Genomic DNA, 13,529 nt, shown 5'->3' with positions numbered 1-13,529 from the left:
CTCCGCTCTACCATTTATCAAAAATCTAACAGAAACCTGACGAAATAATTTGACAGATACCCTGCCGCCACCGATATATAGGACCGTCAGGCACATTCCGGTTTTACGCACATGCCGCAGAGCATGGCGTCGGAATCATCCGCCGAAGTTGACTGCTGTCCCGTCTCACCCTGTCAGTTATTTCCACGGCGCTTACCCGGCGCTGGCGGATGTCCGTTGACTCTCACTTCCTTTTTAAACTGCTGAATGCGTTCGGTGTGGCGGTAGCTTTGCCTGTTGCAATGCGACCCACTCGACGCTTACGCGTTGGTTCTGTGTAAGCAGCGCCCTGACTGGATCGACACGATTCGGCGGTAGCGTGCCCGGCAGTCAACGCACGTCTGCGAAAGATGCCCGGTCACCCGCTTGGCAACGCGCTGATTCAAAGAAACATGGAGGCTTCGATGATTAACGTGACCAAGACATATCTGGGTGATATCGACCAGTTCAAACGCTATGTCGAAGGCATCTACGCACGTGGCTGGCTGACCAATCACGGTCCGCTGGCCAGGGAGCTGACGGATAGACTCAAGGACTACCTGGGCGTCAGGCACATTATTCTGACCAACAACGGCACCCTGGCCCTGCAAGTGGCCTATCGGGCGCTGGGGCTGAGTGGCAGCGCAGTGACTACGCCATTCAGTTTTGTCGCGACCAGCAGCTCGCTGCAATGGGAAGGCATCCGGCCGATCTTTGCCGACATCGATGCGCACACCTGGAACATCTCGCCGAAACACATCGAAAACAGTATTGCCGAAGACACCACTGCGATCGTCGCCACCCACGTGTTCGGCAATCCGTGTGACGTGCAAGCCATCGAGCAAATAGCCCGCGAGCATAAGCTCAAGGTCGTCTATGACGGCGCACATGCATTCGCCGTGCGTCACGCAGGCCAGTCGGTGCTCAATCACGGCGACATCAGCACCTTGAGCTTCCATGCCACCAAGCTGTTTCACACCATTGAAGGTGGCGCGATCATCACCAACGATGACGAGCTGGCCAGACAGGCCCATCTGATGTGCAACTTCGGCATTTCCGGCGTCGACCGGATCGACGGCATCGGCATCAACGCCAAGCTCAATGAATTCTCCGCCGCCATGGGGCTGTGCATTCTCGACAACATCAGCAACATTCTCGAAGAGCGTGCAGAGATAGCCGATCACTACACCTCGTCGCTGCAGGACTATCTGGATCTGCAGACACCGCAGGCCGACAGCCAGTTGAATCACAGTTATTACCCTGTGGCCCTGCGCGACGAGCAACAATTGTTGAGCGTGCGCACGGCACTCAACCAGCACAAGATCAACCCTCGCCGCTACTTCTACCCCTCGCTGGATACCCTTGAATACCTGCAGCCGCAACCCGGCCAGCCGGAGTCCAGAGCGTTGAGCGAGCGAGTGCTGTGCCTACCGATCTATCCCGGTCTGCTGAGAAGCGAGCAGGACCTGGTGATCCGCACCCTGATCGAAGCCTGCAACGGGACTGAAACTGACTACCGGGCCTGCACCGTTGCGCGGGTCTGCTGACGATCATGCCCGGCAAACATTCCCTCATTCGCAACACCCTCCTGAATTATGGCGGGCAGGCTTACGTGCTGCTGGTCGGGATTCTGATCATGCCGTTTTATCTGGGCCATCTGGGTGCCGAAGCGTATGGCCTGATCGGCTTCTTCACCCTGCTGCAGGCCTGGCTGCAATTGCTGGATGCCGGGCTGTCACCCAGCCTGGTGCGGGCGGTGGCGCATCAGCGAGACACCCCTGCAAGCAAACAATACCTGGGCCGTCTGCTGCGCTCGTTCGAACTGGTTTTTCTGCCGATGGCCATGTTCTGCGCCCTGCTTGTCTGTATCGCCAGCCCCTGGATCGCCGCGCACTGGCTGAACGCAAACACGCTACAACCCGACACGCTGACCCATTGCATCACTTTGATGGGCATCATCATTGCCCTGCGCCTGTATTCGACGCTGTACAAAAGCGCGATTCAGGGCCTTGAACAGCATGGCTGGCTCAACGTCGCCAATGTGTTGATCGCGACATTGCGCTACTTCGGTGGCCTGGTGCTGGTCAGTCAGTTTTCCCGGGACCCACGAGACTTCTTTGAATTTCAACTTGCGGTGGGGCTGATCGAAACCCTGTGGTTTGCCGGCAAGGCCCGCGGGCAGATGCCTGCGCCGCATTGGCTGACCGGTCTGGACTGGCCATTGATCAAGCCGATCCTGCCCTTCGCCGCCAGCCTGTCGCTGAGCGCTGTGCTGTGGATCGTGCTGACTCAGGTGGACAAGGCTCTTCTGTCGAATCTGCTGCCGCTGGGCCAGTACGGCTACTTCTCACTGGTGGCGTTGATCGCCACCGGCATCGTGATGCTGACCAACCCGCTGGTCCAGACGCTGCTGCCACGCCTGACAGTGTTGATGGCCGAGGGGCGGCGCGACGAGATGCACGCCTTGTTCCTCGCCGCCAATCGCTTCGCCTGCACCTTTGTGTTTCCTCTGGCGGCGGTCATTGCCCTGTATGCAGAACCGTTGATTCTCGCCTGGACCGGCGATCCGGTCGCCGCAAACTGGAGTCGCCCGGTACTGGGCTGGTACGCACTGGGCAGCGCCATCATGGCCGCCAGTGCCTTTCAGTTCTATTTGCAATACGCCTATGGCCGAATGAATTTGCACCTGTGGTACAGCCTGATATCGACGCTGGTCAGCGTGCCGGTGATGGTGCTGGCGATTCATTACCAAGGCGTGTACGGCGCGGCGTTGGCGTGGTTTTTTCTGCGCGCGACGTCTTTCGCGATATGGCCAGCCATCGTGCATCGACACCTGGCCCCCGGCCTTCATCGCCAGTGGCTGAGCGACATCCTGCGTATCAGCGTCATGACCGCTACTGGCCTGGTGGTCAGCGCTCCCATATTCAATCTGATTGCCGGTGAAAGCCGCAGCAGCGTGCTTCTGGCACTCGCGCTCAGCGGGCTTGTCACCCTGACGCTGGTGGCGACGAGTCACCGGCCGCTGGCATCGAAACTCTATGTTCTGTTCAGTAAACCGAGTACTTGAGCCATGGACGACACTGTAAGAAATACCGAGGAAACCTGCCTGGCGCCGCCGCTGCTGAGCATCGTATGCCCCGCCTACAATCAGGAAGGCTTCATCGCCCAGACGCTGGACGGGCTTTTGTCACAGCAGACCGATTTCAGGTACGAAATCCTGATCAACGACGACGCCTCCACAGACGCTACGGCGCGCATCATTGCGCACTACGCCGAGCGGCATCCGACGATCATTCGGCCCTTCTATCAGCAGATCAATCAGTACAGCCAGGGCAGAGCTTGCGTCCCGGGCCTGTTTGGCGAAGCGCGCGGTCGTTACATCGCCTACTGCGAAGCCGACGACTACTGGACCGATCCGCAAAAACTGCAGCAGCAAGTGGACTTTCTCGAAGCTCATCCGGATTACGTCATCACTTATCACGACGCGTTCGTCTTCGATGATCACGGCCAGTATGGAGTGCAATTGCAAGGCCACCTGCGCGCCGATGCCTCGGCGCTGGAGTTGCAACAGGCAAGACGCCTGTCGACCCTGACCGTCTGCTTTCGCAATGTGTTCAGCCAGATGCCACCCGAACTGAGCCTGTGCAGCGCACCATTGAACGATATGTGCTGGTGGTCGTTGCTGGGGGCCTACGGCAAGGGCAAGTTCATGGCCGGGATCAAGCCGGCCGCCTATCGCGTGCACCCTGGCGGGGTGTTCTCGATGCGCAGTGACAAACGCAAGTTGCACATGAACCTGCAGACCTGCTCAAGCCTGGCCAACTATTACAACCGCTTGGGCAATCAGCCGCTGTACCAGTATTTCCTGATGCAGACGGTGTGCCTGTCGCTGGCCGCACTCGCCCCCCGCCACAAACTGCAGACGCTGTGGAAAGTGGCGGTCAACATGATCGGCAATCTGCGCAGGCGCCTGCCGCCCGCCACTGGCAAAGCTCATGTTCAGTAGTGTGCTGGTGTTGTGCGTCGGCAACGTCTGCCGCAGTCCGATGGCCGTGGCGATGCTGCATGAACGCCTGCAGGCCACGCAGGTGCGTATCCAGTCGGCAGGCATCGCCGCGTTGTCGGGTTCATCGATCGACCCGACGGCACATGCAGTGCTGCAGTCGCACCGGGTACAGCCCCGGCGGCATGCCGCTCGCCAGATGAGTCGCGAGCTGCTGCGCCAGGCCGACCTGATCCTGCTGATGGAGCAGGCGCATTTTTCCGACGTCCTCGAACTGGCCCCCGAGGTGCGCGGCAAAGCCTTTCTGATCGGCAAATGGCAGGACCCGCTCGACATCACCGACCCTTACCGGCGGCCCGCGTCAGCCTTCGAACAGACCTACGCGCAGCTCTCGCGCTGCATCGACGACTGGCTCCCTCATTTTCAGTCAGGAGCAACAGGATAAATGACCGTCATGAACCATCCTTCCCTGAATTTCCAAGCGGACTCCCGGATCGATCTGGCAACAGTCCTGCGGATGCTGTTCGATCACAAGACCCTGATCCTGTGGACCGTCGGCGTGTTTTTCCTGATCGGCCTGGGCTATGCCATTCTGGCCACACCGGTGTATCAGGCCACCGCCATGATTCAGATAGAGCCTCGAAAAATCGGCATCGAGGGCACACCGGAAGTCAGTGCAAAGCCACTCTCGGTGTCGCAGGCGACCACCGAGATCGAGCTGATCAAGTCCCGCGCGCTGCTGGGCAAGGTCGTCGACGATCTGCAGCTCAATAGGCTCCAGACACCTGATTTGTTTCCTGTGATCGGTCCTTATCTGTATCGCACCTTCAAGCCCGCACGCGACGGTGAGCTGGCGCAGCCTTTATTCGGCCTGACCCAATATGCGTGGGGCGGCGAAAAAATAGAGGTGTTCCAACTGGAAGTGCCGGAGCACCTGCTGGGTGAAAAACTCACCCTGACCGCAGGCAAACCCGGCCAGTTCTCGCTCTACGACAGCGAACACAATCTGCTGCTCGGCGGTGCGATCAATCGCGTGGTCGAAGGCCACGGAATCAAGATCCAGGTCGCTACGTTGCAGGCCCGGCCTGGTACCGATTTCACTGTCTCCAGACAGCGCACGCTCAGCACCGCGCTGATCTATCAGAACCGCCTGAAGATCGCCGAGGCCGGCAGGGACTCGGGCATCATCTACCTGTCGATCGAGGACCAGGACGCACAACGGGCCAACCGGATTCTCGATGAGGTCAGCCATCTGTATGTACGTCAGAACGTCGAGCGCAGTTCGGCCGAGGCCGCCCAGCGCCTGCAGTTCTTGCGCTCGCAGTTACCCGCCGTACGCAAGCAGCTCGAGGAATCGGAAACCGCGCTGAACACCTTCCAGACCAGCGCCCGATCGGTGGACCTGAGCATCGAAACCAAGGGGGTGCTTGACCAGGTGGTCAGTCTTGACTCGATGCTGTCCGAACTGAAACTCAAACGCGTCGAACTGGAGCGGCTGTATACCCGTGAGCACCCGACCTATCGCAGCCTGATGAGCCAGATGAACCAACTGGAACAACAGCGCCAGGGCCTGCTGAAAAAAATCGACGCGCTGCCCATGACCCAGCAAGAGTTGTTGCGTCTGACCCGCGATATGCAGGTCATCAGCCAGACCTACACACTGATGCTCAACAAAAGCCAGGAGCAGGACATTCTGCGCGCTGGCAACATCGGCAATGTACGGGTCATCGACAACGCCGACACCAATGTCGAAAGACCCGTCAAACCGATGAAAACACTGATCGTGCTGATTGCCACGCTGCTCGGCGCACTGGTGGCAATGACCATGGTTTTCGTGCGCCAGGCGTTCTATCGCGGCGTCGAAAGCGCCGAGATCATTGAAAATCTGGGCATGCCGGTCTACGCGTCGCTGCCCTACTCGCGTCAACAGGAGCATCTGGACAAGCGCGACCATGCTGGCAAGGAGTCGAAGTTGCTGAGCATTGCCGCTCCTGCCGAGCTGGCGATCGAGTCATTGCGCAGCCTGCGCACAAGCCTGCACTTCGCCATGCTTGAAGCGCGCAACAACGTGTTGATGATATCCAGCCCGACACCGGGTGCAGGCAAGTCTTTTGTGTCGAGCAATCTGGCGACCATCATTGCCCAGACCGGCAAGCGGGTCCTGCTGATCGATGCCGACATGCGCAAAGGCTACCTGCATCGCCTCCTCGGTCTGCAACCCAAACACGGGCTGTCCGACACACTGGCGGCGCGTCTGCGGTGTACCGAGGTCATCAACACCACCCGTGTCCGGCATCTGGATTTCATCTCCTGTGGTTTCGCCGCGCCCAACCCCTCGGAGCTGCTGATGCATGACAACTTCCACAAGATGCTTGCCGAACTGTCGCCGCTGTACGACCTGATTCTGATCGACACCCCGCCCATCCTCGCCGTGACCGACGCGACGCTGGTCGGCCGTCAGGCGGGCACTTGCCTGCTGGTGGCGCGCTTCGGCATGACCACCGTTCAGGAAATCGAAGCCAGCAAACGACGTTTGGGTCAGAACGGAATTCTGATCAAGGGCGCCATTTTCAACGCGGTGGTGCGCAAGGCCACGACCTCCGACTACGACTGCGCCGCCTACGGCTACAACTACCACCCCGCGCCCCGATAACCGGGGTGCTGCTTGCCGCTGACCGAGCTGTTTCATTTAAAAGGAATTAACCATGTCCCACTCCGACCAGGATGTCCGCTGGTACCTGATCCAGACCAAACCCCGGCAGGAAGCCCGCGCCGAAGAACATTTGCGGCGTCAGCAGTTCGAGTGCTATCGACCGTTACAGGCCGATGCAAAGAAAAACGGCACCAGGGTTCAGACCGGCGAGCCGTTATTCCCCGGCTATCTGTTCATTCACATGGATCAGGTGCAGGACAACTGGTACCCGATTCGCTCCACCCGCGGCGTCTCGCGCATCGTGACCTTCGGCGGTCATCCGGTGCCGGTTCGGGATCATCTGATCGAGCAGATCCGCCAGCGACTGGCCACGCCCGCGCCGAAAACACAGTTTGCTCAGGGAGACGCGGTGCTTATCACGCATGCCAGTTGGGGTGACGTCGAGGCCATCTTTTTGAGCGAAGACGGCGCGCAGCGCGCGGTGATCCTGCTCAATATGCTGCAACGCCAGCAAAAAGTGGTGCTACCGATCAGCAGCCTGTCGCGAATCGAGGCGAGCGCCTAGCGCTCGAACCCGCCGTAATCTGCCGCACGACGTGTCCTTAAAGAACGCGTCGCACGTCTGTTTCACCAGCCTCGGAATCGCACCATGCCGCGCCAGACCACCCTGGTGACGCTCACCTATGGTGACCGTTTCAGCTATTTGCACACCCTGATCAGCCGCTCGCTGGAAAGCCCGCTGATCGGCCGTGTGATCGTTGTCAGCAATGCTTCCACCGCGCCACTGCAAGCGCTGTGCGATGAGTGGCCCGATCGGGTTCAGGTGATCTGGCTGTCACACAACACCGGCTCGGCCAATGGCTACTCGGTGGGCATCAACGCTGCGCTGCAAGCCGGAGACGACTGCATCTGGCTGATGGACGACGATAACGCACCGACCGCGCATGCCATCGAGGCATTGCATCGATCCTTGCGTGAACGGCAACTCCTCGACGGCCAGGACAACTGCGCGGTGCTCGGCTTTCGCCCCACGCATCAAGCCGACATCGCCGCAGGTGTGCCGCTGCAATACGCAATCCAGCGGCGCTCAAGCTTCTTCGGCTTTCACATCGCCCAGTTGCCTTACAAGATCTGGCGACGCCTGCCGTGGGGACAGCCCGATGCGACCCGGCTGATGCCGGAGCGCGTGCAACTGCCCTTTGCCACTTACGGCGGGCTGCTTGCCCATCGCAGCCTTTACGAAAAGATCGGCCTGCCACTGGATGCTCTCAAGCTGTACAGCGATGACAGCGAATACACCTGGCGCATCACCGACGGTGGCGGAAAGCTGTTTCTGGTGCCCGATGCGCGGCTGGATGATCTGGAAGACTCCTGGAACATCAAGGCACGGACCCGCAATGTCTATGAAAGCTACCTGCTGGGCGGGTCGGATCTGCGCGCCTACTACGCAGCGCGTAATCAGGCCTGGTTCGACAAACATGTCTGGGCAGCTTCCACGCTCAGCTATCGGCTCAATCGCCGGGTGTTTCTCTGCCTGCTGAACCTGTATGCCTGGCGCCATGACGCGGCCCAGCGTCTGGACCTGCTCAACGACGCCATTCGCGAAGGCGAAGCCGGCAGGCTGGGCCTGAACAGGGCCTACCCACTATGAAAATCCTGTTCATCAATAGCCTCTACGCGCCCGATATCGGCGGCGGCGCAGAAATCATTCTGCAGCGTACGGTCGAGGGCTTGCAGCAGCGCGGGCACAGCGTCGCGGTATTGGCCACCACTGACCGGCCTGGCTTGCAACTGGCGGAGGTCAACCGGGTCAAGGTCTATCGGGCCGGCCTGCTTAACCACTATTGGCACTTCATCGCCCAGCGTCCGGGCCGTCTGGCGCGCTTTGCCTGGCACTGGCGCGACCGCTACAACGCAGGCATGCGTGAGTACGTGGAGCGCGTGATGGAGCTGGAGCAGCCAGAACTGGTGGTGTGCCATAACCTGACGGGCTGGTCGGTCTCGGCATGGGACCAGATCACCCAGGCCAATTGCCCGATCGTGCAGGTGCTGCATGATTTCTACCTGCTGTGCCCGGCAAGCACGATGTTCAGAAAAGGCAAAAGCTGTCAGCGCCAGTGCACGACGTGCACACGGTTGCGCAGCCATCATGCACAACAGTCGGAACAGGTCAGCGCGGTGGTCGGCGTCAGCCGCTTCATGCTCGACACGCTGCGGGCGCAGGATTATTTCAAGCATGCCAGAGGCTATGTGGTGCATAACGCCAGCCCGTTTACGCCAGCGCTTCGCGAGCAGCCCAAAGCACTTGTCGATAACGCACCGTTGCGTTTCGGTTACCTGGGCACCCTGTCGACCAACAAGGGGCTGGAGTGGATGATCGAGCAGTTCCAGCGCCTGCCGTTCAAAGCCACCCTGCAGATCGCCGGGCGCGGACAGCCATCCGATGAAAAGCGCTTCAGGGCCATGGTCACGTCCCCTGACATCAGCTTCGTCGGTTTTCAGAGGCCTGAGCATTTCTATCGCCAGATCGACGTGGCGGTTGTGCCTTCCCTGTGGAATGAGCCATTCGGCATGGTCGCGGTCGAGGCGTGCGCGCACTCGCTGCCGGTCATCGCCAGCCGAATGGGCGGGCTCACGGAAATCATTCAGGAACCGCTCAATGGCTTGCTGTGCAGCCCCGATGACCCTGACTCACTGGGGCTGGCGATGCTCAAGCTGCATCAGCAGCCCGAACTGCTGGCACGCCTCGGCAGCCAGGCACGCAGCAGCGTCGCGTCATTGATGAACCTGGACTTGATGCTGGACCAGTACGAAAGCATCTTCGCCCAGACCTTGCAGGATCGCAGCACGTAGCACCTGGCAAGTAGCACGGCGAACGGGCGCAGTCGCCCCGTTCGACGACATCACGGACACGGTGTGGCACCCGCCAGTTCACCTTCATCAGCAGGATGCTCAAGATGATTTTCATCAATGCACGGTTTCTTACCCAGGACATCAGTGGTGTACAGCGCTACGCAGAGCAGATGTGCCGAGCGCTGAAGCGACTGCGCGACGATCTGGTATTCGTTGCCCCGCATAACATCAGACTGCATGACTGCGCCAGCGCATTGGAGGCGCACTGCATCGGGCGCTCCACCGGGCATGTGTGGGAGCAGATCGACCTGCCGCTGTACCTGAAACGTCGGGGCAGTCCGTTGCTGATCTCGATCAGCAACACCGGGCCCATGCTGTATGGCAACCAGATTGCGACTCACCACGACATCAACTATGTGCGCTACCCGCAAAGTTACACCCGGTTGTTCCGTCTGGCCTATCGGACCATCACCCCGATCCTGCTGTCGCGCGCCAGAACGCTGATCACCGGCAGCCACTTCTCGCGCAGAGAAATATCCTCGTTCTATGGCTACGCAGAAGACAAAGTGCTCGTCGTACCGGCTGCGGTCAGCGACGATTTCATCCCGGGGCCGACCGCTGTGAATCGTCCGAACTACCTGCTGGCCGTGTCCTCGCCGGCCGTACACAAGAATTTCAGACGCATGATTCAGGCCTTTCTCAGCCTGCGTGGCCATACGGATCTGCAATTGCATATTGTCGGCGCAGCCAGCGCGCTGTTCGCCGACCCGAACCTGCAGCACATCGCCTGTCGTGACCCGCGTATCCGTTTTCTGGGTCGCCTCAGTGATGCCGAGCTGATCGCGCAGTACCAGGGCGCGACTGCGTTCGTGTTCCCTTCGATTTACGAGGGCTTCGGCATCCCGCCGCTCGAAGCCCAGGCCTGCGGCTGTCCGGTGCTGGCATCCAATGCTGCGTCTATTCCGGAAGTTCTGCAGGCCAGTGCGCTGTATTTCGACCCGCTGGACGTCAGCCACATGGCCGCAGCCATGCAGCGCATTCTGCTGGATGCGCCCTTGCGCAAGGCGCTGCGTGTGCAAGGCCTGCAAAACGTGCAGCGTTTTTCCTGGGAGCTTTCCGCACAGCGTATTTCCCAGCGCATCGATACGTTGCTGGCGGCCGACCCTGCGCAGCAAAGCAAGCTGCACGTCGCCGCCGAATCGTCCACCGGCAAACCCTGAATCCACAACAGCAACGCCAGGATGCGCGCCGTCGCGTCCGCAGTAGCGCGGGCCATTACAGCAAGGAACGCCCATGAGAATCGCTATCGTCCACGACTGGCTGGTGAGCTACGCCGGTGCCGAGCGCGTGCTCGCGTCATTGATCAACGTCTGGCCTGCTGCTGACCTGTTTGCGGTCATCGACTTCCTCAACGATCAGGACCGCGCGCACCTGCATGGCAAGGTCGCCAGAACGACGTTCATCCAGAAGCTGCCCGGTGCCCGCAAACACTATTCGCGCTACCTGCCACTGATGCCGCTGGCCATCGAGCAACTGGATCTGTCCGGCTATGACCTGATCATCAGCAGCAGCCACGCAGTGGCCAAGGGCGTGCTGTGCGGCCCGGACCAATTGCACATCAGCTATGTGCACTCGCCGATCCGCTATGCCTGGGACTTGCAGCATCAGTACCTTCAGGAGTCAGGGCTGAGCAAGGGAATCAAGGGTGGCCTGGCACGCCTGGTCCTGCATTACATTCGCTTGTGGGACCAGCGCACGTCGAACGGCGTGGATGCCTTCATTGCCAATTCCGGGTTTATCGGTGCGCGCATCACCAAGGCCTATCGACGCGACTCCACCGTCATCTACCCGCCGGTGGACACGCTCGGCTTCACTGCCCAGGGCACGCGTGGGGACTTCTACCTCTGCGCCTCGCGAATGGTGCCTTACAAACGCATGCCGATGATTGTCGAGGCCTTCGCCGCGATGCCTGACAAACGCCTGATCATGATCGGCGACGGACCGGACCTGGCCAAGGCACAGGCTATCGCCAGTCAAGTGGGCAACGTGACGCTGCTGGGTTTTCAGCCAGGTAACGTGCTGCTCGAGCACATGCGCAGTGCCAAGGCGTTTGTCTTCGCCGCCGAGGAAGATTTCGGCATCAGCCCGGTCGAAGCCCAGGCTTGCGGCACGCCGGTCATCGCCTTCGCCAAGGGCGGCGTCATGGAGACCGTGCGCGGCCTGGATCACCCGCAACCGACCGGCGTGTTCTACCGACAGCAAACAGTCGCATCACTGATCACCGCCATAGGCGAATTCGAAGCGGCGCAATCACGCATCTCTCCCGAGGCTTGCCGGGCCAATGCCGAGCGGTTTTCGGTCGCGCGCTTCGAGCAGGAGATCAAAGCCTTCGTCGAGGACCGTCTGGCCCTCTCAAGCAGGGTTCATCTGGCGCGCCTGCCTCAGTCGCAATGGGTCGCCCAGGCAGCGCCCGGCCTGGGCAGCGAACTGCCGAACCGTGTCGTCCCTCTGAAAATCGTCTGAGCGAGCCCTCCCCATGCGTACTTCAGTCCGCGGCATTCTGCGTGCCCACCAGTCAGCGCTTTCGCTCGCCCATCGCTTGCTGGACCTGACCGTCATTGTGCTGATCGGTTACTGGCAAACCGGGCTGACAGTCACCGACAGCACAGAAGCCTGGTCGCACATTTTCCTCGCGGTGCTGGTCTTTCACTGGGTCAGCGAGTACCACCAGTTGTATGGCTCATGGCGTGGCGAGCGCATCCTGCGCGAGCTGACCAAGGTCTTCAGTTACTGGGCGATGACCTTCATCACCCTGCTGTCGCTGAACAGCCTGCTGCTCAACCAGACGCAATTGCCCGATAACGGCCAGATGAGCTGGTTCGCGCTGGCCCTCGCCGTGCTGTGCGGCTACCGGCTGCTGATTCGCCTAGCCCTGCACACCCTGCGTCGGCGTGGCTTCAATACGCGCCGGGTGGCGATCGTCGGCACCGGCCAGGTCGGCGAGCGGCTGGCCCAGTCTATCGCCTTGGCGCCCTGGATGGGCCTGATCCTGCTGGGCTTTTATGACGCGCATCCGCAGCAGATGAATCTGCAGGCACACAAGCGCCGACCGCCCGTACTGGGTGACCTGCAGCAGTTGATCGAAGATGCCCGCGCTGGCCGGATCGACAAGGTGTACATCACCCTCGCCTTCAGCGCAGAACCGCAACTGCGCGAGTTGATTACCGGCCTGAGCGACACCACCGCCTCGGTGTACCTGATTCCGGATGTGTTCATGTTCGACCTGCTGCACGCGCGCAGTGAAAGCATCAACGGCCTGGCCAGCATCAGCATTTTCGATTCGCCCATGGACGGTGCCTGGAGCCTGGCCAAACGTGCCGAAGACATCGTGCTGTCGAGCCTGATTCTGTTGCTGATCGCCGTGCCCCTGGTGACCATTGCGGCAGCCATCAAGCTTACCTCGGCCGGCCCGGTGCTGTTCCGCCAGCGCCGCTACGGGCTGGACGGCCGCTCGATCATGGTCTGGAAATTTCGCAGCATGAGCGTCCAGGAAAACACCGATGTGGTGCTTCAGGCGACGCGCAACGACGCGCGGGTAACACCGCTGGGCCGCTTTTTGCGCCGGACGTCGCTGGATGAGCTGCCGCAGTTCTTCAACGTGCTGCACGGCGACATGTCCATCGTTGGCCCACGCCCCCACGCCATTGCCCACAACGAGCAATACCGCAGGCAGGTCAGCGGTTACATGTTGCGCCACAAGGTCAAGCCCGGCATCACCGGCTGGGCGCAGATCAACGGCTGGCGCGGCGAAACCGACACGCTGGACAAGATGCGCATGCGCGTCGAGTTCGACCTGGAATACATCGAGCACTGGTCGATCTGGCTGGACCTGAAAATCATTCTGCTGACGCTGCTCAAGGGGTTCGTCAACAAGAACGCCTTCTGATGCCAGCGCTGACCTGAGCACACACCGAACACCCTCGGTACGCAACAAGAACGGAG

At 60.5% G+C, this 13,529-nt stretch carries 11 protein-coding genes; all 11 read left to right on the top strand.

Annotated features, from left to right (window positions below; translation table 11 throughout):
* The first annotated feature begins 443 nt into the window (after positions 1–443).
* The gene (locus tag JOE29_RS09005; RefSeq protein ID WP_122220338.1) at positions 444–1,565 is read left to right on the top strand and encodes a DegT/DnrJ/EryC1/StrS family aminotransferase; all 1,122 of its coding nucleotides are present in this window, start codon (positions 444–446) and stop codon (positions 1,563–1,565) included.
* A gap of 5 nt (positions 1,566–1,570) precedes the next feature.
* Positions 1,571–3,085, top strand: coding sequence for an oligosaccharide flippase family protein (locus JOE29_RS09000; RefSeq protein ID WP_210079412.1), 1,515 nt, complete (start codon positions 1,571–1,573; stop codon positions 3,083–3,085).
* A gap of 3 nt (positions 3,086–3,088) precedes the next feature.
* Positions 3,089–4,024, top strand: coding sequence for a glycosyltransferase family A protein (locus JOE29_RS08995; RefSeq protein ID WP_003348528.1), 936 nt, complete (start codon positions 3,089–3,091; stop codon positions 4,022–4,024).
* On the top strand, positions 4,014–4,466 hold the full coding sequence (locus tag JOE29_RS08990) for a low molecular weight protein-tyrosine-phosphatase (RefSeq protein WP_003420458.1): 453 nt from the start codon (positions 4,014–4,016) through the stop codon (positions 4,464–4,466). Before JOE29_RS08995 ends, JOE29_RS08990 begins: the two co-directional genes overlap by 11 nt.
* Positions 4,467–6,674 (top strand): polysaccharide biosynthesis tyrosine autokinase, encoded by a 2,208-nt coding sequence (locus JOE29_RS08985; RefSeq protein WP_210079411.1) that lies wholly within the window; start codon positions 4,467–4,469, stop codon positions 6,672–6,674.
* Between the two features lie 52 nt (positions 6,675–6,726).
* Complete coding sequence (gene rfaH / locus JOE29_RS08980; RefSeq protein ID WP_016568466.1) at positions 6,727–7,239, top strand: transcription/translation regulatory transformer protein RfaH; 513 nt, start codon at positions 6,727–6,729, stop codon at positions 7,237–7,239.
* 84 nt (positions 7,240–7,323) lie between these two features.
* A complete protein-coding gene (locus JOE29_RS08975; RefSeq protein ID WP_024663604.1) occupies positions 7,324–8,325 on the top strand; it encodes a glycosyltransferase in 1,002 nt (333 codons plus the stop codon).
* Positions 8,322–9,527, top strand: a complete 1,206-nt coding sequence (locus JOE29_RS08970; protein WP_074954696.1) for a glycosyltransferase family 4 protein — start codon at positions 8,322–8,324, stop codon at positions 9,525–9,527. The genes JOE29_RS08975 and JOE29_RS08970 overlap by 4 nt, the downstream gene beginning before the upstream one ends.
* A gap of 104 nt (positions 9,528–9,631) precedes the next feature.
* Positions 9,632–10,747: a glycosyltransferase family 1 protein gene (locus tag JOE29_RS08965; protein WP_210079410.1), complete on the top strand. Its 1,116-nt coding sequence runs from the start codon at positions 9,632–9,634 to the stop codon at positions 10,745–10,747.
* 73 nt (positions 10,748–10,820) lie between these two features.
* On the top strand, positions 10,821–12,050 hold the full coding sequence (locus tag JOE29_RS08960) for a glycosyltransferase family 4 protein (RefSeq protein ID WP_210079409.1): 1,230 nt from the start codon (positions 10,821–10,823) through the stop codon (positions 12,048–12,050).
* A gap of 13 nt (positions 12,051–12,063) precedes the next feature.
* Positions 12,064–13,473: an undecaprenyl-phosphate glucose phosphotransferase gene (locus JOE29_RS08955; protein WP_210079408.1), complete on the top strand. Its 1,410-nt coding sequence runs from the start codon at positions 12,064–12,066 to the stop codon at positions 13,471–13,473.
* Positions 13,474–13,529 lie beyond the last annotated feature (56 nt).

Source organism: Pseudomonas sp. PvP009, from assembly GCF_017832995.1.
GTDB lineage: Bacteria > Pseudomonadota > Gammaproteobacteria > Pseudomonadales > Pseudomonadaceae > Aquipseudomonas > Aquipseudomonas syringae.
The sequence above is the reverse complement of the archived record's forward strand: the minus strand, read 5'-3'. Positions and strand labels throughout refer to the sequence as shown.